Below are 21,266 nucleotides of genomic sequence, written 5' to 3'. Positions count from 1 at the left end.
ATTTATCTGATGATATATTATACCATATTTTTCTATTCATTACCATTAAAAAGAACTCTCTTTATCCCTTATAAATAAAGGTTTTACAAAGATTTTCTCCTAGAAAAAAGATCTTATCAAAAACCATATTATGGGAACAAGAAGTGAAGGAAGCATGTTCATAGTTTTGCAGTCTTTTATTCCCAATATAGATATTCCTGAACTTGCTATAAGTATTCCTCCAATAATAGATATCTCTGTAAGAAGGGCTGGTGATAAAAATGCTGAAAGAAATCCAGCAAACAAATATATAGCCCCCTGCCAGCAGAAAAGAACTGCTGCTGCAATAGCTATTCCTACCCCATAAGTTGATGCAAGTACCATAGAAGTTACAAAATCAAGAGTTGCATTTGTAAAAAGATAAGTATAGTTTTTATTCAAAGCTGCTTCTATTGGCCCTAATATAGAAAGAGTTCCTATGCAGAAAAAAAGTATAGCTGTAGAAAGTCCCTGCCCCAAACCTGATTTTGAATATTTTCCCATTAAGTTTTGAAATCTTTTATCTATATTTATAACTGTTCCTACAAGACTTCCTATAGCCAGACTGACAATAAATAACACTGGAAAGGCACTTTTAGGCATATTGCTTACTACTGCATTGGCTCCAAGTGCTGTCGCTGCAAGCCCCATAGCTGTAAGCATAGCTCCCTGATATTCCTGTTTTATTCCTTTTTTAAATAAACTTCCTAGCAAACTTCCCAGTATAATAGTGATTGTATTGACAATTGTTCCTATCATGATAATTTCCCCCTGCTCAAATATTTTATCATATTATACAGCAGCATGAAAAAAATAGAAAGTTAAAATAGAAACATTGCAAGAAGTGTTATCCCTGTACTTCCTATCAAAACTATATAATCCCATTTTGTAACCTTTAGTTTTATATATTCTGTTCTTTTACTTTTAGCATTGAATCCTTTTGATTCCATAGCCATTGCAATACTCTCAGAAGATCGTACAGCTGTTACAAGCATTGGGAGCATAAATATATTTCTTTTTACTCCTCTGGCTCTATAGGCATATCTCATGTTCTCATATTCTTGTCTTATCACTGGAATAAATCCATAAGCTGCAAGTATTCCATATGCAAAATTTCCTGGAAGATGAAACTGCTGCATAAGGCTGATTATAAAAAGTCTCGGATCAGTAGTAAATACAAAAAGAAGTCCAAGACCTGCATAGGCAAGTATTCTTACTGAAAGCTGCAATCCATTTTCTACATTTCCAATAATTACAACTGTCTTGGTAAGGCTGGTTACATCTTCAGCTGTTCCTGAATTGCTGTAGAGCATTCCTGTAAAAAATACTCCCCCTGCCAGAAGGAGTACTGGGAGAAATGCAAGAAGAATCTTTTTCACTGGAACTTTATTAATGACCATAAGCATAATACATATACAGAATACTGAAAAGTTTAAACAATAATTATATTCAAAAGAAAGGAGTAGAGAAACTAGAAATATAGTCAGTCCTTTATAGCCTGGATTGAGTTTTATCATACTTCCACTCTCCTTATATTTTTATCATCTGTTGTTTCATAGATAAAGTCTGAATATTTGAATACAAGATTTCTGTCATGAGATACCATTACCACAGTGATTCCATCTTCTTCAGCTTTTCTTTTAAGAAACTCCATTATCTCTATGCTTGTCTTATTATCCTGCCCATAAGTAGGCTCATCACAAAGGATTATTTTCTGTCCAGCTCCCAACATAGATAAAACAGCAAGTTTTCTCTGCTGCCCTTGACTAAGTGAAAACGGAGAAAAATTTCTGTATCTGTAAAGTTCAAATTCTTTTAATAAATTTTCTGCTTTCTCTAAAAGAATTTTTTCATTCTCTTTAGGATATCTTTTTTTCAGAGTAAACATTATCTCTTCTATCACTTTATATGTAATAAATTGATTTTGGGGATTTTGAAAAACTATTCCTATAGTATTTATAAATATCTTCTCTTTGATTTTTTTGATATCTGTTCCAAATATTTTTATATTTCCAGACAATATTTTAGAGATTCCTGCTATTGCTTTAAGAAGAGAGGTTTTCCCAGCTCCACTTTTTCCAATTATTGAAGTAATACTTCCCTCTTTTATCTTAATATTAATATCTTCCAATAACGATTCCTTTTCATATGCTATTTTTAATTTTTCTATCTCTATGGAATCTGCTCTATCTTTAAATTTTTCACATTTTTTCAGATAATTTTTTTTATATTCCTCTTCATCTATTATATCAACAAGATATTTATCAATATTTTTATCAACAAAACTACACCCTTTTCCTAAATGGAGAAGAGTGTAATCTATATCTTTCCAAAGAGATATTCTGTGGTCTACAGCTATTATAGTCACTTCTTTATCTCGATTTATATTTTTCAGTATATTTACAATTTCCTGACTGCTTTCATAATCAACATTGGCAAAAGGTTCATCTAACACTATAATTTTGGGCTCTACTGCCAATACACATGCCAGTGAAAGTTTTTGCTTTTCTCCACCTGAAAGTGATGATATTTTTCTGGCTCTCAGATATTCTATCCCAGTTTCATTTAAAACTCTGTCTACTACTTCATCCATTTTTTCCACAGGAAAAGCAATGTTCTCCAGACAGAATATTATCTCATCTTTTACTATATCCATACAAAATTGAGTATCAGCATTTTGAAACATCATCATAATATATTCTGCTCTTTTTTCTGGAGTATACTCATTTATATCTTTTCCAAAGAGCACTACTTCTCCTTTGGAAAGTATTCCTTTGCTGCTTGGATAAAGTCCTGCTGCCACATTGGCAAGAGTACTTTTCCCACAGCCAGAAAACCCTGTTATCAGATATATTTTTCCTTTATTAAAAGAATATGTAAATCCATCTACTATATTTTCTTTTGATGTCTCTCTATATTTGAAAATGATATCCTGACATTTTAAAACTTCTTCCATAGATTAATCTTCCATTTCAGGATCATTATTCTGTCCAAGAACATATCCACTCAATGCCCCTGTTCCAGCTAATTTATCAGCAGCAATTTTACAGATGATTCCTGAAAATACCACTGAACTGATAAGCCTTACTATAAACATCCATAAAAGCATCATTGGAGAATATTTTACAAATCCCCCTCTAATAAATCCCCATATAAAACTTGCTACACAAGCTGCTGCTGCTGCAAGGCACATATTCATCATAGAAAAGTTTCTATATTTATTCTTAGCAAATACAAGCTCCGGCCCCATTCCTTGAATTATTCCAGAAAGAATAACTATTGGTCCAAACATATTTCCCATGATAACCTCTATCAGAGCAGAAAGTACTTCTGATACTACTGCTACTCCTGATCTCTGTACGATATATGGTACAAAAGTAGAAGCCATAAACCACACCCCAAAAAGTATCTCATAGGCAAAAGGTGCCAATCCAAAAGGAGCAAGTATTGTTGCAAGAAAATTAGCAAAATATACAGCTCCTAAATATATAAATGAAAATATTACAGAAAAAATTGATACCATTATTACATCTTTTAGTTTCCAGTTAAACATTTTTCCTCCTGATATCCTAGTCTTTTGTTGGACTATTTACTGAAATAGTAACCTGTAAAATATAGTGTGACAGATTTGCCTCTCCATATTGGAATATCTCTTCCAATACACCAAATACATCATGAACATCTCCCTCTAGAATAGATATATAGTGAGAACTTTTAGCAAAAACTCCCTTGTCTTTTGCTGTCATTACTGCTTTAGCTATATGTTCCATATAGTCCTCTTCTCCCATTGGGTAGAAAGATATTTTACTTACAACATTAAATTTTTTATCTTTAATATTCTTTTCATTTACTTTTTCATCATCCACTTCCATAAATGAATCTGCATCAGTATCCCCTGGACACCCTTTAGAAAAAGTAGCTTCAAGAGCCATATGTACATTTTCTTTATAAGCATTTACAAAAAGACCCTTAACCACATCAAATACATGAGTGCTTTTTCCTCTCACACAAGTGCTTAATTTATCAGTTTGCTTCCACACTTTTGATGTGTCTGTTTTTTCAAGTCCCCCAAGAATAATATCTACAAAATTATCAGCCATTGGATAAAGAGAAAATCTACAACCAGATACTCCCTTACTTGCTCCACCTATACACCATAAACAATCTTTTAATCCCATTAAAAAAACCTCCTTTTATCTCTGCAAAAGGAGGTTTGATTACTTAAATAAATAATTCACACATTACTCCTTTCGCCGGTATTATCCGAATCAAGTTATGTGGGTTCAGGAACTTTCCTATCTCAGCCTTTTGGGCACCCCAGTAATTCAACTAAATTATAATATCACTATTCCTTATGAATGTCTAGCATTTCTTAAAAAAATCTGGATTTTAAAATATGAATTTTATTTATATAAATCATATCTTCAATCTTTGTTTTATGTTATTATATTTTTATACAGGAAACATAGGAGGGAGAAATGGAAAATATAAAACTTATCATCACTATTCAATGTGAAATTGCCAAAAGAAGATGCAGTGGTTTTCATTGTATGAATTCATTTTTTACTAGAACAGGAATATTTAAAGATTACCCTAAAAGTGAAGAACTTAGATTTCTTACCTTTCAATGTGGGGGATGTCATGGAAAAGGTATCAACAGTCTTTTAGGAAATGTCAACAAACTAATTGCTAAAGAAAATCTTATCACTAAAGATGAAGTTGCTATACATTTTGCTTCATGTGTAGCTTTTGATAATCATCATTCTGACAGATGTCCATTTATCAATGCTATGAAAAAAATAATAAACAAAATGGGATATGAAAATATTGTTGAAGGAAGCTATCTTTCTAAAACTGCTACAAGAAGAAGAGAAGAGGGAGTATACAAGGATTATATTGCCTTAAATAAATAAGAATAACACCCCAGTAATTAGAATGATTTAATCAACCTAGATTACTGGGATTTTTTTTAATTATTTTTTTATTATAAAATTATTTACAGTATTTCATAGCAATGCAAAATGAGGACTCTTGAAAACAGGCTTCATATAGCACAAGCAAAAAGGGTGTCCAGCAGGGTCTATCATAACTCTCCAACTATCAGAAAATTGTTTCTCTGCCATTGTTGCTCCACATTGAATTGCATACTGAACTGCTTCCTCTAAATTATTAACAGCAAAGTCTAAATGTGCCATTTGCTGTTGAGTTTCAGATTTTTCTGGCCACACAGGAGGTACATAATCAGGATTACGCTGAAATGTTATCCCAGGATATGCCCCTTGATATGTTCCTGGAGGACAAATACAGGCATAATCTTTATCATAAAAAGCTATTTCCCATTTGAGCAAATCAGCATAAAATTTTGCTAATTTGTAAGGCTCTAGACAGTCTATTGTAAATGAGTACATCTTGATTTTCAATTCATCATTCATTATGCAAAACCTCCTAAAATATTTTTTAGATTTATTATGTTTCGTCCATAAATAAAGCTTTATTTTTATAAAAATAATCTGTCCATATCTATAAATATTCTTATATTATTTATCTGTTTTTAATTTATCCTATGGAAGCTTATATCCATACTTTTCAAGAACTTCCAAAGGAAATTCAACTCTCATTGTAAGAAGTGGATCCACTACTTGACATACTGCCATATCAGAAATTAAAGACATAAGCATTCCTGTTCTCAAATCGCTCTGCCCAGAAGCATTTTTTACAAACTCAAACATCTCTTTTGCTGCCATATCTCCTGCTTTATCTAAAGTTTCAGCAGACTGTATAGTCATAACCTTTTCTCCAGAGTATAAAAATGGTACTGGAAGCTTTATATTTTTTAATACACTTACCTTTACAGTTATCTCACCAGCTGTTTCCAAACCACAGATAAAAACTTCTCCATCTCCCATTAAAGCATGGATATCTCCCATAGAGAGAAGTCCTCCATCTACATTTACAGGAAGATAAATTGTAGAACCTGTTGTTATTTTTTTACAGTCCATATTTCCACCATGTTTTCCTGGTGTGATTGTTGGAATTCCCTCTTCTCCTTCTGGAGCTGTCCCAATAACTCCTATCATAGGATTTACATCTAATTCCAATACATCATCAAATAATATTTTATTATTTCTGATAGAATAAATTACAGCTTCTCTTTTATCATATTTCTCATGAAAAACTCCTCCAATATTTGAAGAACGCATTACTCCCCATGGACGAAGCTTTATATCTCTTATCTCAACTTTTAATATATCTCCCTTTTCAGCTCCATCTACATATAGTGCTCCAGTTACAGGATTAGATAAAGCATCACTTCTATCTCCTAGAGGTCTTTCTGAACTAGTTATAGAATTGTCATAACAATCTCTTGTTTCAAATACTACTATCTCTCCATCTTTGCAGTGAGCTGCTGCTTTATTATCCCATTTAAGTGTGTCATTCACATAATCTTTGCTTATATATATCATTTTCTCCCCCTTTATTACCTTTTCTCTATTTTAACATTTCACTGAAAAAATGACTATATATTAAAATTTTAAATCTCTCCCTCTGGCATAAAGACAAAATATAGGATATAATATAAAAAATGAAATAAAAAATATATAACAAGTTGAAAATACAAATTAAAAATTTATAAAATAAGGAGAATCTTATGATAAAAGAAGTATGTGTAGAATCATTTTCTGAAGCTCTTGCAGCTGAAAAAAGAGGAGCTGACAGAATAGAATTATGTGATAATCTGTATCTTGGTGGAACTACTCCATCTTATGGTACTATCAAAATGGCTATGGAAAAACTTTCTATTCCAGCTTTCCCTATAATCAGACCTAGAGGAGGGGATTTCTATTACTCAAAAGAAGAGATAGAAATCATGAAAGAAGATATAAAAATATGTAAATCATTAGGAGCAAAAGGTGTTGTTCTTGGAGTTCTCACTGCTGATAATAAAGTTGATTTTGAAACTTTAAAAGAACTTGTTGATCTTGCCTCTCCTATGGAAGTAACTTTTCACAAAGCTGTAGATGAATTGAAAGATCCTGTTGAAGTGATAGATAAGTTTGTAGAGATTGGAGTAAAGAGAATTCTTTCTTCTGGTACAAAAGAAACTGCTCTGGAAGGAAAAGATATCCTTAATGCAATGATAAAGAAAGCTGCTGGAAGAATAACTATCCTTATAGCTGGAAAAGTTACAAATGATAATCTTGATGAAGTAGTCGCTGCTATTCCTTCTCCTGAATATCATGGGAAAAAAATAATATAACTTAAAAAGAGGACAACCAACCAGTTGTCCTCTTTTCTTAGTTTATTTATTTATAATTTTCACTCCATTTTCAAGATATTTTTTTAAAATATCCTCATCTAATCTTGAGTCTGTTATAATCAAATCTAAATTTTCTATATCGCATATTTTTATAAGAGAATTATTCTCTATCTTTGTTGAATCTGCCAGAATAAATACTTCTTCAGCTATTTCAGCCATTTTTCTCTCTACCAGTACCTCTTCAATAAGGAAATCAGTTACTCCTCTTTTTAGAGATATTCCCCCTACACAGATAAATGATTTATCAACTGAAAAATTATGCAGGAAATGCTCAGTTATCTCTCCTAAAAAAGCAAACTCAGTCTTGTTATATATCCCCGCTGCCAGAATAAGATTTATTCCTTTTACATCTGCTAATTCATTTGCTATAAGCAGAGAATTTGTAACAACTGTCAAAGAAGAATATTTATCCTTTATCAATCTTGCTATCTCAATATTTGTTGTACTTCCATTGAGAGCTATTGTATCTCCCTCATTTATATATTTTAAAGCTAAAAGTGCTACCTCTCTCTTTTCCTCTATATTCTTTGATTCTCTCAAAGAGTAAGTAAGATTTTTTCCCTCTTTATTCTTAAGAATAGCTCCTCCATACACTTTTTGAAGATACCCTTGTTTTTCTAAAAAATCCAGATCTCTACGAATAGTTTCAAGTGAAACATCCATAATGGTAACAAGATTAGAAGTTTTTACACTTCCATCTCTTTCTAACAGCTCTAATATTCTATCTTGTCTATCACTTGCTAACATATTTTTTTATCTCCCCTCTGTTTATCATATTCCAAAAATCCTTTGTTGCATCTTTGACTTTTCCATTTAAAAGAAGGAGCCCTATAAGATTTGGTATTATCATCAATCCCAATACAATGTCCTGTATCAGCCACACTATTTTTAAACTGCTCAGAGAACCCATTATTGCAAGACATACAAACACATATTTAAAATATGAAGCTACCTTAGAATTAAAAATATAAGTAAGAGTTACATTTCCAAAATACCATTGAGACAATATAGTAGAAAATGCAAATAATACCATACTTATTCCTACCACATATCTAAACATAGGATGTATAGTTCCAAAAGCTGTAATCACATAAACTGCTGGAGATACATTCATTTCCATTACTCCTGAAGTTAAAACTATAAAAGCTGTCAGGGAACAGATAACTACTGTATCAATAAATACTTCAAGTATACCATACAGTCCCTGTCTTGCTGGGTGATCTGTAATTGCAGCTGAATGAAGCACTGGAGCACTTCCCTCTCCTGCTTCATTGGAATACAATCCTCTTGCTACTCCAAATCTCATTGCTTCTTTAATTGTATAACCTAAAACTCCGCCACCTACTGCCTCTGTATTAAAGGCACAAGTTATTATATTTATTATAGCATAACTTATATGATTAAAGTTAGAAATTATTATTATCAAACCACCAATAAAATATGTAATAGTCATAACAGGAATTATTCTTTCTGCTACTTTTCCTAATCTTCTTACTCCTCCAATAACAACTGCTGTAATTACTCCTGCCATCATTATTCCAGAAAAAATCGGCTTTATTTTAAACATATCTTTTATAACAATTGCAACAGCATTAGACTGAATAAGAGCTCCTCCACTTATCTGCAAAAACATTAATATAGAAAAAAGTGTTGCTATTTTTTTCCATCCCAATCCTTTTGAAAGATAGTACATTGGTCCTCCCACATATGTTCCATCATCAGATTTTTCTCTGTATATTATCCCCAAAACTATCTCTGCATATTTTGTTGCCATTCCCACTATTCCAGCAAACCACATCCAGAATACTGCTCCTGGCCCTCCACTGGCAATAGCTGTTGCTACTCCTACAATATTTCCATTTCCAACACAGCTGCTCAATGCTGTACAAAGAGCTTGAAATGCTGATAAAGTTCCTTCACCCTTTATTTCATTCTTTCCTCTCAGTGAATTTACAAGTTCTTTGATTGCCAGAGGAAATCCTTTTATCTGTATTCCTCCAGTTATAATAGTAAAGAAAAGCCCTACGCCTATAAGGGTTATTATAAGATAGTTCCCCCATATTATTCCTGATAGTTCTTCTAATATTATTTCAATTTCTTTCATATGCCATTTCCTCCTAGCCAAAACTCCTAGTTGTTTAAATAAATCTTATCATATTTTTGTGATTTTATAAATATTTTTATGTTTTTTTATTGTTTTTTGTTGTTTTCATTCCTGATTAAAATAAAACCCATAAAACTAAAGGTTTTGTCCTGCAATTTTATGGGTAATTTATTTTACTTTCTAATTTTCTTTAAGATTCTGCAATCCATCTTCTTTTCCCCATGCTGATATTGTTGGCACAATATTTATAAAAGCATTTTCATCAATTTTTGTTATAAAATCTTTTATCAGCATAGCCTCTCTCAATGAACATACAGATATTATTTTTTCTCTTTTAATATGATTATATCCACCATAAACATAACCTATACTATATCCTCTATTTATTGTATTCTTCATAAAATCAGATATTTTTTCCAGCTGGTCGCTTATTACTACTACCTTAACCAGAGATGAACCAAAACCAAATAGTACTACACTGATAGTTTTGCTGTACACCATCTGCATTATAATTGCATAAAGAACTGCTTTTTTTCCAAATACAAATCCTGATATTATAAGAATAGTTATATCTATACAGAGTAGGACCTGACTGATCCCCATAAAGGAAAGCAGTTTTTTGTGGAGGATTTTTGCTACAGTATCAGAACTTCCTTGAGAAAATCCTTTTTTCAGAACCAGTCCTGTTCCTATTCCCATAAATATACCATAATAGATGCATATCAATATCTTGTCAGAGGTATCCTGTAAAAAATTAAATTTTATATTATTCATCAATATAAGTATCAATGGATATGTTGTAGATAATAATATTATTTTTTTTACTTCTTTGATTCCTAATATTATTTTTGCACTTATCAATATTAAAATACATATTCCATAATAAATATATGTATAATTCATATTTATTACTTTTCCAATAGTAAGAGATAACCCTGTTATTCCTCCAGTGACTAGATTATTAGGTTTTAAAATGCAAACAATTGAAAACGCCTGTATTATGCAGCCTATATACACAATAATATAATCAGTTATTTTTTTATTCATTGAATACATCTCCTACATCCTGTGGCATTATTTAGAATAGTTGTCTCTTAATTTTTTTAAATAATTTACAGTTTCAACCAATCCATTTAACTGATCCTCTAATAACTTTTCCAGCATTTCTTCTGATACTTCATGAGGATAATAATATTGTGCTGGCTTTATAATATTATAGTCATAAGGATGTTTTTCAACTTTAAAAGTTCCTTCTCCTACTTTTTCTACTCCCCCAGTTCCTGGTGTTCTTTTAAACTGAGCACAATATGGATGACAGCTTTCTACATTTATTCTAGTAAGAGGTGATTTTTCCATCAAAATATTAAAACATTTTTCTAAATCAATATTTCCTCTTCCAGCTGGAACTCCACAAACTACATATCCATATTTATCTTCTGGTTCTTCTATTATTATATGATCTTTAAAATGAGTTGTATAAGTATATGGTGCCATATTTTCTGCTGCTTTCACTGGCTCTTCCCAAGCCATCATAGAGTTTCCAAAATCAAACAGGAATCCTACCCATTTAGAATCAATCTTTTTTATCACATTTACTAATTCTTCTGAAGTTTCATACTCATGATTTTCCAATGCAAGTTTCACTCTATATTTTTCCAATAATGGAATGATTTTTCTTACTTTCTCAATTCCTTCATCATATGATTTCATATCAAAATCATAACGCACTTTAGCAAAGTCATAGGCTCCCTCTGCTCCAGAAGCATTTTCTTTCTTTTCAAGAGGTTTGATTGGAATATATGATCTGATTACTTCTGCCCCAAGTTTATTAGCCACTTCCAAAACTTCTACAAGACGATCATAATCGAGATTTCTCATATCTAATTCCACATACATTCCATATTTATTCAACAACTCTTTTATTTTTCTTAAATGTTCATCAGAGTTGCTTTCTAAAGCTCCCCAGTTTTCATCAAGGTTATAATCTTTTATAACATTTATCTGAACTCCGTCTAATCCAAACTCATGAGCTTTTTCTATAAATCCGAATATATCCATTCTCTTATGCTGTAACCACAAATGAAGACTTTCTGTTTCCAATCCTAACTTCAACATTTCTTTCCTCCTGAATATCTTTTTATTAATCTGCTATTTCCTGATCTTTTTTCTTTTTTATCATCCCTAATAAGATTGTTGTAATGACTACTCCCAATATTGCAAATCCTATCATTGTCATAAATACCATTCTATAACCTGCCATTCCCGGATTTCTATCAAGCATATTTCCATAAAGAGCAAAAGCAAACATTTGTGGAGCATATCCAAAAATACAAGCTATTGACATTGCTGCTCCACTTATATGTCTAGGAACTTTTATTTCATCAATAGGAGCAAAGAATACTGCTCTCATAGAGAAAATGATAGCTCCAAATCCTAAAGTACAAGCCATACCTACATATACATTCATTGTTTCATGTGGTAAAAGTATAAATCCAAACATAGCTATTGCTGCTACTATTAACGCTACTCTTAAAAACTTAGTTGCTGATTTGAATTTTTTATCAACAAGCAGCCCTCCAACAGGACCTCCAACCATTTTTAGTCCATATTGATTTATTATTCCATAAGCTCCAATCAGTGTCACTGGTATTCCATAAATATCTTTTAAGAAAGGAATAAAGTATGTAAGCCCACAGTAAACTGAATATATAGAAGCTATTGTTAGTGATACTACCCATATTTCAGGAGTTTTTACTGCCTGTATAACTCCGTCCCAAGCTAATTTATTTTTATTTACATTTTTTCCTGCTCCTATTTTATCATCTTCTACAAGAAAATAAGATATTATTCCAGTTAATATTACTGCTCCTGAGTAGAAAAGTATTGATCCTCTTAAGGCTATTGATCCTTTTCCTAATAAAGCAAATACTCCCAATGCTGAGAATGCAACGATTGTATCTACAACTCCTCTTCCTGCCTCTAAGAATCCAAATAGTCTTCCTTGTTCTGTTTCATCTCCAAGAAGTCTTATAGCTTTTAAAAGAACTGGCCAGTATACAACCTCTCCAAAGAATGAAAGAAGTCCCCATGCTAGTAAAATTCCGCCATATCCAGGGAAAGTTGATATATATATCCCGATTAATCCAACACCTACAAGAGAAACAGATATCATTATTCTCTTTGAAAATCTATCTGAGATATAAATAGATGCAAAGTTTCCTATTGTTTGAACCAGCCCATATACTGAAAGAGCAGCTCCGATCTGTGTATGTGTCAATCCCATAAATTCCTGCATAGGTACATAGAAAGCGTCTTTCAATGAAGAAAGTTTAAATATTGTTCCTCCTCCAATTACCAAGACTACAAATGTAAACCATTTTTTAAAATTTGCACTTTTTGTCATTTTTCATCTTTCTCCTTAAATAATTTTATTTTCTTTATATTTGTAAATATATCACAAGAAAAATGTTTTTTCAAGTTATTTTTTGTATTTTTGTTGTTTTTTGTTGTTTTTTGATAATATTTAAAAACAAATAATATGAAAATAATTCATTTAAAGAAAAAAGAAAGGAATTTGAGGCAATAAAAAAAACTGCCTGATTTTATTCAAGCAGTTTCGGTTTTTTATCAATTAAACTTTTATTTTATACACAGCTTTTTTTATTTTTTTCTTCTCTCCAACTTTTAAACATGGCATATGAGGTTCCAGTGGAAGAAAAAGAATAAATCTATCTTTTGACATTTTACACATCACTTCTATTTCTCCATCTAAATGATCATAATCTTTTTCTGAATCATAGTTATTTCTCTCTTTCAATGTTTCTCTTGCCGAATAACCAAAATTTTCTTCTCCATCAACTATTAATTGAATATCTATATATTTTTGGTGACTCTCAAAACAAGTTTCATTTACTTCTCTAGTTAGTAAATTTTCTTGTACATTGAAATATACATTATCTCCATCTATATCATGTCTTCCTTCTGAAGCTTCCAGATAATCTCCAGCTAAAATACTTTCTACAGCTCTGTCAAAATTAGCAGACATTCCTTTATAGTCTTTTAGATTTTTTAAAGTATCAAATATCATTCTACATCTCCTTTAAACACTTCATTGTTTCCATCATTCATTTTTTCATTATTCTTTTTAGGTTTTTTATATTTTTCCACAACCTTATTAAAAATATATGAGAATAAAATGATAGTTATTACTCCAACAGCTGTTCCATACACTCTATTAGTATAATAAAGCATAGGAGTCATCCCAGGTTTTTTCATATTTACCATGATAAACATAAATACTATTCCACCTAGAGAAGCTGGTACTTTCACTATTATTTCTGTTATTACCACCACCACTATTATCCCTATAGAACACCAAAAGGTTCCTCGGAAGCCAGAGAAATAAAATGCAAAAGCAACAAATCCTCCAAACACAGTACTCAAAAATCTTTCTTTCGTCCTTAAAAGTAATTCATCCCATTCAAGCCTGAAAGGAACTACAATAGCAAGAGCACAATAATAAAGAGTATAGTTAGTTATGTATATTGGATCAAAAAAGTGATTGATAAATTTTATAGATGCCAGTCCTAAAATAACAGCCATCCCAGGTTCCAATCCTCTCATTATTTGTTTTTTCAAATCTGCCTTAGGCATTGGAGGCACCTTGTTTTTAAGTTCTTCCTTATTAAAAAATACATTATAGAGTGTAATAACAATTGATATAGCTGCTACCCCAGCAAAAGTTCCAATTACTCTCTCCATAAGATATCCAATTGGAGTTCGTTCTGGATCTACATTGAGCATGATATATGTAAAAGCTATACATCCTACAGATGACGGAACTCTCATCACTATTTCATTGAAACAGCACACTATACATAATCCAAGAATATACATAACAAGATTTTCTTGAAATCCCATATAACATATAGCAACTGCTATAGCTCCTCCAAATAAAGTAGTCATAACTCTTTCATAAGCCTGTCTTCTAGTTTTCGAATCATTCAGATCTGATACATTTAAAGCTCCTATCCCAGCATAGAAGTGAGAAAGGTTAAAATAATTGCATACCCATATGGATATCGCAACTGCTATAGATACTAAAAATGCTCTTTTCAGTATCCTGACATTTTTTTCTACCATAGTTCTCCTCAGATTACTCAGCCAAAATCATGTCAGCTCTCCCCAAGACATGAATTTGTTTTGCCTTTTCTTTTTTTAATAATAAATATATCTTAAATATATTCTAAACTATTTTATCTTTTTTGGAGCATTTTTACAATATTTTTATACATATAAAATCATTTTTATTTTATTTTTCTTTCAAGCCATGCTATTTCAGCATCTATTTCTTTAGAGCTGCTCTTTCCATTAAATTCTTTAGCTTTTTTATAGCAATCTAAAGCTTCTGCATATCTTCTTGTTTTTTTAAAAGCTGCTCCTGCTTTTTTATATATCCATGTATCTCTTCTATTTTCTTCTGTAATTACCTTATGATAGTACTTTGCTGCATTTTCATAATCGCCTGTTTTTTCATAATTGGCAGCCAGACTGTAATTTTCTATTCTGCCGTTTTTTTTTCACTCTTTTTATAGTATTCCACAGCCTCTTCACTTCTTTCAAGTTTTGTAAGTACATCAGCTATATTTGAAAGATTATTTGAATCTTCTGGGTCTGCCTCTTCAAGTTTTTTGTAGTATTCTAAAGCTAATTCATATTTTCCAAGCTCTTTATGTACATCTCCAAGTTGTCCTAAAAGCCAGTCAGATGGTTCTTTTTCCGCTTCTGCTTTCTTAAAGTACTCCAAAGCTTCCTCATATTTATTCAGTTTAGATAAAAGCCATCCATACTCTCCATTTATCCAAGCATCATCTCTTCCTTGTTTCATAGCTCTTTCTATATACACCATAGCTTCCACATATTTATCCTGTTCTCCAAGATTCCAACCTATTTGTGAATTTAACCAATCATCTGCTTCTTCCATTTCTTCTGCTTTTCTCAAATATTCCAAAGCTTCTTTAAACTCATCAAGCATACCAAGATTCCAGCCTATTTCTCTATACAGCCATGCGTCTGGATCTTCCTCTATTTTTTCAGCCTTTCTCAAACACTCTAGAGCTTCTTTGTATTTATCTTGTTTTCCTAAATTCCATCCTAATTCTCTATTAACCCAAGCATCGTCTCTTCCTAATTCTTTAGCCTTTCTCAAATAGAATATAGCCTCTTCCACTTCCCCTAATTTTCCTAAGTTCCATGCAAATTCTGTACAAATCCAAGGAGTTAAATTATCTTTATCTTCTGCTTTTCTTAGGTACTCCAAAGCTTCTTTTGGTTTTTTAGCTCTTCCAAGGTTCCATGCAATCTCTCTATACAACCATCTGCTTGTATCTCCTTGTTTCTCTGCTTTTTTCAATCTCTCAATAGCTTCTTCATTTTTACCTAATTTTCCTAGATTCCAACCTATTTCTGTATTCAGCCACGAGTCAGCTTCCTCAAGTTCTTCAGCCTTCATTAGATATTTCAGAGCTTCTTCCTCCCTGTCTCCTTCCAGCCTACCTATACACCATCCATATTCTCTAAAGAACCAGGCATCACTCCTACCCATATCTTCTACTTTTTTCAAATATTCATAAGCTTTTTCATACTGATCTATTCTGTCATAATTCCATCCTATTTCACTATTAAGCCATTCATCATCTCTTCCTAAGTCTTTAGCTTTTAAAAGATATTCAAGAGCTTCTTTATTTTTTTCCAACTTACCTAGATTCCATGCAAGAGTAGAGTAAACCCATGCATCATCTCTTCCTTGATCAACTGCTTTTTGTAAATAAGCAACAGCTTCTTCATCTCTTCCCATTTTTCCTAAATTCCAACCTATTTGTGAATTAGTCCATGCATCGGGTTCTCTCATTTTCTCTGATATAATAAGATTCTCAAGAGCCTCTTCATATTTTTTCAGTATACCTAGATTCCAACCTAACTCTTCAAATATCCAGTTATCATCTCTTCCCAGTTCTTTGGCTCTGTTTAGATAATACACTGCCTCTTCATTTCTATCTAATCTCCCCATATTCCAACCTAATTCACTATTGATCCATACATCATCTCTTCCCAATTCTTTAGCTCTATTTAGATAATATAATGCTTCTTTGCTCTTTCCTAAAGCTCCTAGATTCCAACCTATTTCACAACACAACCATGGATTCTCTTCCTCTTCTCCCTCTACTTTTCTCAAGTATTCAAGAGCTTCCTCTCTTCTTCCTAATTTTCCAAGTATCCACCCTGTTGTTGAATTAGTCCATATATCTGCTTCCCCATTTATTTCATTTTCTGTAAGGAGCTCAAGAGCCTTATCATATTCCTGATTTTCTAAAAGTTCATCTACTCTGCTTTTTAAATCTTCCATTTTTCCTCCTTATTCTATATTTAAAAACATTGTTCTATTAAGTGTTTCAAATCCTTTGGCCTCATAAAAAGATAAAGCTTCAAAATTTTGCTCATAAACTTTAAGCTCTACTCTATTTATATTCCAATCTCTTGCCCAGTCTATTACACAATCTACCAACATACTTCCTATTCCTCTTCCTTTAAATTTTTCACTTACTACAAGATTATCCAATGCTACCCATTGCATATCCACTTTTACTGGAAAAGGCTGGTTTTTAGTTACCATTACTTCTGCTATCCCTGCTATCTCTCCCCCACGTTCAGCTACAAATATTTCCCTATATGGAGTTGCAATAATACTCTTTATATACTCAACAGGTCTTCCTTCCTCTTCTGCTTTCTTAAAAAGTTCTGGATATTTTTTCAAATGAAGTTCATCAACTTCTTTGTACAAAGCATTTATGCTTTCTATATCTTCCAATTTTACTGTTCTTATTATTATATCCATTTTTCCCCCTTATATTAAGTACTTCTCTTTCAAAAAATAAAAAGAGGTCAGCCTTTGAGCCTTCCTCTTTATTTTAACATTATAATAGTTTTTCCGCTAGAGTGAGTTATATTAAAAAATATTTTATTCTGTATATGAGGCTGTAAATGTTATTACTGTTCCTTTTAAATTTTTTATCTTACTCTTTTGAGTATCCCATGTATATTCATACTCATAGACTATGCCCTCACTTTTAGTTGTTTTGTTTTTTTCTACAATTTCAAGCCCTATATCACTTTGAGAAACATTCAGAGTGTATTTCAAATTCATATCTCCTGTCCCTTCAAGCGTTAATGTATGTCCTGATACTATTCCTTTCTGTCCATCCAGAAGGATTCCAAAATTAATATCACTTCTGTTAGAAATTATTGTGATAGGAGATTTTACTTCATATACAGCTGTTGCTCTGAAACTTGCTCTTTCACTTGAATAAATTGTAATTGTAAGAAATATAATAAATGGCAAAATTATTTTTTTCATTTTCCTCCTATCTGTATATTGCTGTCAGTCTTATTATTTTCATTTCCTCATTATTTGGAGTATCTTCTAATATAGATTTTCCGCTTTTTAAAAGTTCAATTTCACTATCTTTCAATTTTTTGCTTTTAAAAGTGATATTGAATACTGATTTAGAATTTTCTCCTCCACCTTTTGAAATACCTATATTTACTAAACTATTACCATCACTTGACAGTTCTACATTGTCATGATTAAATACAAGTTCGACATCTGTACCTTCCTGTGAAAAAGTCAATTCAATCTTGGTAGGAACCTCTTCTTCTATTCCTTTCATCTCTATTATCAGACCTTTTAATGCAACTTCTGATTCCGCCTTCATTTTCTCTGAATTAGTATTTTGATATACCCCGTATGAAAATTTAAATAATAAACAGAACAAGAAAAAATATTTAAATATTTTCATTTTGATCCTCCTTAATAAAGATCAAATCACCGACTTCAAAAACACCATTTGCTGCTTCTTCTGGTTTTATTGACAGTTCCATCTTATCTTTTAAAGGTTTATATTGCTCATCTTTAGAAGAAAGTTCCATAACATATTCTCCCTCTATCAAACCATCTAATATGAAAAAACCATCAAATTCAGGTTTTAAAGTTTTTATCTCTTTTCCATCTTTTTTTATAGTTATTCTCATTTTATTATATATGTATGGAAGTTTATCCTCTGGAATATCTGCCCCTTCTAATTTTATATTTCCACTTAAAGATATAGTATTCTGGAAAGGAATATCTATATGCATTCCTGTAGATGGCATCATTTTATAGTATTTCTCCTCATTATAATATAAAAGAGGATCAATATATGTTCTATCTACTTTGACATTGAATTCACTATTAGATGAAATATCTTCAACCAGATAATTTCCATCTTCATCAGTTTCTACACTCTTACCTAAAACAGTTACTTTTATCTCTGATAAAGGTTCATCTCCCTCATCATATATTGAGTTAGAATTATTATCTATATAAACTTTTCCACTTATCCATGAGTTAGAAATATTTTTTAGTTTACTGTTGCGTTGTAGATCTTCAAGCACAATTATCTTTTTAATTTTTGTTCCTACTTTTCTATCCTCACTTCTTCTGTCATTAGCTTCAAAAGAAACTTCAGTATTAAAAAATGGCAGTCCAAAATCTTCCAGATAAATTGTTGCATATACCTCTGTTCTAAAATGATCTTCATCTTTTTCTGAATATGTAAATCCTAAAGAGAGATCAAAATATTTTTTACTGTAGTAATTATTATTACGTCTTATAAATTTCACTGAATATTTATCAGTATCCATTTCCCATTTATTATTGTACTTTATATCTATCTCTGCTGTTATATTCCAGTTGTCAAAATATGATATCCCTGTCTGAAATCTTGTAGAATGCTTGTTTCTATTTTCATCCTCTTCATATTCCTGAAAACGATATTCTATATTATTACTTACATATCTCCTATTATATCCAACACTTGCTATGTAGTCTCTGTAATATTTGCCTTTAGATACCTCTACTTCATAACCAGCACCAACATTCAATCTTCCAAAACTTTTTCTGATATTGGCTCTGTATTTTTCCTCTTTATTTTCTTCCAGACTTATTCTTTTGCTGTACTTTTCTCCTTTTCCCTCTAAAATGAAATCATAAAAATTCTGCTTGTATTCCCAGATAAGAGTTCCATCATTCTTTTCTGTATCTTCATACCAGTTGATATTTGTCCAAAATGGAAATTTTATAGGTGGAGAGCTGAGATATATTCCATAGGCTCTTTCTTTATATCTATATCTTTCTTCTGATTTTCCTTTTAAATCATAATATCCTGCTTCCACTGTAACAAAATCATTAACTCCATATCTCAATGTTCCCCAGAAGTTATTATCGCCTTTTTTATCTACCTTCCCGCTCTGTATGTTGTAACTCCATTGGTTTTTATTAAGAGTCTTGTTATTAAGCCATAGGGAGATATCCTGCTGTATGTATGTTCCATCATCTTTATATATTCTTATATAATATTTATCAGTAAGAGATTGAGTATTTATATCTCTGAAAATATATCTTTGATTATCTGCATTTTGATAATCTATCAATATTCCATTTCTATATAATTCTACAACTGAACCTGAAGGAGCATATCCTTCAAATGTATTTCCATTTTTTTCTGTTACATCATATCTTGAAGATGAATCTAAGATGCTTATTCCATTAATATCTGTTTCCACATCATAAAAAGATGGGACTCTCATATAAAAACTTCCCAATATCACATCTTTTTTATCCATTACATCTTCATAATTTAATGATAAAGATTCTACTTCAAATTTTTTTCTATTTTTTCTGCTGTCATCAAAAATACTAAATTCCCCATCTAATTCACCATACAATAACTGAGTAGAGTAATTCACTGACAATGAACTTCCTCTGCTCTTCTCCAAATCATTTTTTTCATATTCTACTTGAATAACTCCTGGAGAAAAAAAACTCTTATTATCTATATATTCATGTTTTTTTCCTGTTTTATCTCCTTTTGACATACCTCTTCTTTTTTGTTCCTGCTCATATCGTATGTCAGCTGGAATTTTAAGATCAAACTGTATATTTATATTCAACATAGCCAGATCGAATTTTACATTTTTTACTGGAAAAATTTTATTCAGCTGCTCAATCTCTAAATATAGTTCTTCGTTATCTATAAACGATATGTCTGAATCAAATTTCCACTGAATTTTCCTTTTATCTGGAAGTATTCCCTTTATCATCTTATTTTGAAAATCCACTTCTATCTCATTCAATTCTATAGTATAAAGAAACTCTTTCATAGGAAGATATCCAATCCCCTTCAACTCATCTATATAGAGAGGAAAAAATTCTTCTTTTATTCTATTTACCTGTAAATCCATATTTCCATCAGTAATATTTTCCATATCTATTGAATAACTAAATACAGCTATCAGAAAAAAAGTATATAATACAATTAATTTTCTCAATTTTTATACTCCACATATATTGGATTTCCAATTTTTTCTCTGGAAGATTTAGGCTTTACTTTATGATTGATATATATGTTTCCTTTTATTTCTAAATCCAACTCTCCATTTTTATCAAGTATAAGAGCATCATCATTTAAAATAACAGGATCAGTTATATATACTCCATCTTCCAATTCAAAATGGGTATCCATTTCTACTTTTATCTCTTCAAAAGGCGTTCCTTTTATATTAAGTATAAGGTTTCTAAGTGGAGGAACTTTTTTAGAAGAGGAATTTTTTATGATAGTACCAAAATTAAACCCTTGTTTTTCAGTTATTATCAATGGTTTTAAGTCCTGGGAAAGACTTATTACTGTTAATATTAAGAAAATACATAATAATTTGAAGTTCATATTTTCT

The 21,266-nt window shown here is 31.2% G+C and carries 23 protein-coding genes and 1 riboswitch; of the genes, 2 read left to right on the top strand and 21 right to left on the bottom strand.

Going from position 1 to position 21,266, the window contains the following annotated elements:
• Positions 1-99: 99 nt before the first annotated feature.
• The 5 genes from C4N20_RS07180 to C4N20_RS07160 form a co-directional block, all read right to left on the bottom strand.
• Positions 100-777 (bottom strand): DUF554 domain-containing protein, encoded by a 678-nt coding sequence (locus C4N20_RS07180; protein WP_005982575.1) that lies wholly within the window; start codon positions 775-777, stop codon positions 100-102.
• Positions 778-839: 62 nt separating this feature from the next.
• Positions 840-1,535: an energy-coupling factor transporter transmembrane component T family protein gene (locus tag C4N20_RS07175; RefSeq protein ID WP_005982574.1), complete on the bottom strand. Its 696-nt coding sequence runs from the start codon at positions 1,533-1,535 to the stop codon at positions 840-842.
• Positions 1,532-2,974 (bottom strand): ABC transporter ATP-binding protein, encoded by a 1,443-nt coding sequence (locus C4N20_RS07170; protein ID WP_005982572.1) that lies wholly within the window; start codon positions 2,972-2,974, stop codon positions 1,532-1,534. The genes C4N20_RS07175 and C4N20_RS07170 overlap by 4 nt, the downstream gene beginning before the upstream one ends.
• Positions 2,975-2,977: 3 nt before the next feature.
• A complete protein-coding gene (locus tag C4N20_RS07165; protein ID WP_005982570.1) occupies positions 2,978-3,571 on the bottom strand; it encodes an ECF transporter S component in 594 nt (197 codons plus the stop codon).
• A 16-nt stretch (positions 3,572-3,587) separates the two neighbouring features.
• On the bottom strand, positions 3,588-4,196 hold the full coding sequence (locus C4N20_RS07160; RefSeq protein ID WP_005982568.1) for a YkoF family thiamine/hydroxymethylpyrimidine-binding protein: 609 nt from the start codon (positions 4,194-4,196) through the stop codon (positions 3,588-3,590).
• Between the two features lie 50 nt (positions 4,197-4,246).
• Positions 4,247-4,348: riboswitch (TPP riboswitch) on the bottom strand.
• 148 nt (positions 4,349-4,496) lie between these two features.
• Between C4N20_RS07160 and C4N20_RS07155 the strand changes: the two genes are divergently transcribed.
• On the top strand, positions 4,497-4,931 hold the full coding sequence (locus C4N20_RS07155) for a CGGC domain-containing protein (RefSeq protein WP_005982566.1): 435 nt from the start codon (positions 4,497-4,499) through the stop codon (positions 4,929-4,931).
• Positions 4,932-5,024: 93 nt separating this feature from the next.
• On the opposite strand, the gene C4N20_RS07150 is transcribed toward C4N20_RS07155, so the two are convergent.
• Positions 5,025-5,450 carry a VOC family protein gene (locus tag C4N20_RS07150; RefSeq protein ID WP_005982564.1) on the bottom strand — a complete coding sequence of 142 codons (426 nt, stop codon included), beginning with the start codon at positions 5,448-5,450 and terminating at the stop codon, positions 5,025-5,027.
• 129 nt (positions 5,451-5,579) lie between these two features.
• Complete coding sequence (locus C4N20_RS07145) at positions 5,580-6,482, bottom strand: acetamidase/formamidase family protein (RefSeq protein WP_005982561.1); 903 nt, start codon at positions 6,480-6,482, stop codon at positions 5,580-5,582.
• 185 nt (positions 6,483-6,667) lie between these two features.
• Here C4N20_RS07145 and C4N20_RS07140 point away from each other — a divergent pair, with 185 nt between their 5' ends.
• Positions 6,668-7,276: a copper homeostasis protein CutC gene (locus C4N20_RS07140; protein ID WP_005982559.1), complete on the top strand. Its 609-nt coding sequence runs from the start codon at positions 6,668-6,670 to the stop codon at positions 7,274-7,276.
• Between the two features lie 42 nt (positions 7,277-7,318).
• On the opposite strand, the gene C4N20_RS07135 is transcribed toward C4N20_RS07140, so the two are convergent.
• From C4N20_RS07135 to C4N20_RS07070, 14 genes are all read right to left on the bottom strand, one after another.
• Positions 7,319-8,083, bottom strand: a complete 765-nt coding sequence (locus tag C4N20_RS07135) for a DeoR/GlpR family DNA-binding transcription regulator (RefSeq protein ID WP_005982558.1) — start codon at positions 8,081-8,083, stop codon at positions 7,319-7,321.
• Positions 8,070-9,440 (bottom strand): alanine/glycine:cation symporter family protein, encoded by a 1,371-nt coding sequence (locus tag C4N20_RS07130; protein ID WP_005982556.1) that lies wholly within the window; start codon positions 9,438-9,440, stop codon positions 8,070-8,072. Before C4N20_RS07130 ends, C4N20_RS07135 begins: the two co-directional genes overlap by 14 nt.
• Positions 9,441-9,620: 180 nt before the next feature.
• Positions 9,621-10,487 (bottom strand): YitT family protein, encoded by an 867-nt coding sequence (locus C4N20_RS07125; RefSeq protein WP_005982554.1) that lies wholly within the window; start codon positions 10,485-10,487, stop codon positions 9,621-9,623.
• 27 nt (positions 10,488-10,514) lie between these two features.
• Positions 10,515-11,555, bottom strand: coding sequence for a sugar phosphate isomerase/epimerase family protein (locus tag C4N20_RS07120; RefSeq protein ID WP_005982552.1), 1,041 nt, complete (start codon positions 11,553-11,555; stop codon positions 10,515-10,517).
• 25 nt (positions 11,556-11,580) lie between these two features.
• The gene (locus tag C4N20_RS07115) at positions 11,581-12,843 is read right to left on the bottom strand and encodes an MFS transporter (protein ID WP_005982550.1); all 1,263 of its coding nucleotides are present in this window, start codon (positions 12,841-12,843) and stop codon (positions 11,581-11,583) included.
• Positions 12,844-13,071: 228 nt separating this feature from the next.
• Positions 13,072-13,527: a NanQ anomerase/TabA/YiaL family protein gene (locus C4N20_RS07110; protein ID WP_005982548.1), complete on the bottom strand. Its 456-nt coding sequence runs from the start codon at positions 13,525-13,527 to the stop codon at positions 13,072-13,074.
• Positions 13,524-14,582, bottom strand: a complete 1,059-nt coding sequence (locus C4N20_RS07105; protein ID WP_005982546.1) for an FUSC family protein — start codon at positions 14,580-14,582, stop codon at positions 13,524-13,526. Before C4N20_RS07105 ends, C4N20_RS07110 begins: the two co-directional genes overlap by 4 nt.
• A 164-nt stretch (positions 14,583-14,746) precedes the next feature.
• Positions 14,747-14,989, bottom strand: a complete 243-nt coding sequence (locus C4N20_RS16840) for a hypothetical protein (RefSeq protein ID WP_227372325.1) — start codon at positions 14,987-14,989, stop codon at positions 14,747-14,749.
• 11 nt (positions 14,990-15,000) lie between these two features.
• Entirely contained in the window at positions 15,001-16,845 is a 1,845-nt protein-coding gene (locus C4N20_RS07095; RefSeq protein WP_040490930.1) for a tetratricopeptide repeat protein, read from the bottom strand.
• Positions 16,846-16,854: 9 nt separating this feature from the next.
• A complete protein-coding gene (locus tag C4N20_RS07090) occupies positions 16,855-17,334 on the bottom strand; it encodes a GNAT family N-acetyltransferase (protein WP_008699225.1) in 480 nt (159 codons plus the stop codon).
• Between the two features lie 123 nt (positions 17,335-17,457).
• Positions 17,458-17,853 carry a hypothetical protein gene (locus C4N20_RS07085; protein WP_005982544.1) on the bottom strand — a complete coding sequence of 132 codons (396 nt, stop codon included), beginning with the start codon at positions 17,851-17,853 and terminating at the stop codon, positions 17,458-17,460.
• 7 nt (positions 17,854-17,860) lie between these two features.
• Positions 17,861-18,295, bottom strand: coding sequence for a hypothetical protein (locus tag C4N20_RS07080; protein WP_005982542.1), 435 nt, complete (start codon positions 18,293-18,295; stop codon positions 17,861-17,863).
• Complete coding sequence (locus tag C4N20_RS07075) at positions 18,282-20,864, bottom strand: hypothetical protein (RefSeq protein WP_005982540.1); 2,583 nt, start codon at positions 20,862-20,864, stop codon at positions 18,282-18,284. Before C4N20_RS07075 ends, C4N20_RS07080 begins: the two co-directional genes overlap by 14 nt.
• Positions 20,861-21,259: a hypothetical protein gene (locus C4N20_RS07070; protein WP_005982538.1), complete on the bottom strand. Its 399-nt coding sequence runs from the start codon at positions 21,257-21,259 to the stop codon at positions 20,861-20,863. The genes C4N20_RS07075 and C4N20_RS07070 overlap by 4 nt, the downstream gene beginning before the upstream one ends.
• Positions 21,260-21,266 lie beyond the last annotated feature (7 nt).

Origin of the sequence: Fusobacterium ulcerans, assembly GCF_003019675.1 — a bacterium.
Classification (GTDB): Bacteria; Fusobacteriota; Fusobacteriia; order Fusobacteriales; family Fusobacteriaceae; genus Fusobacterium_A; species Fusobacterium_A ulcerans.
Note: the sequence above shows the minus strand (reverse complement) of the source record. Positions and strands in the feature narration are given on the sequence as shown.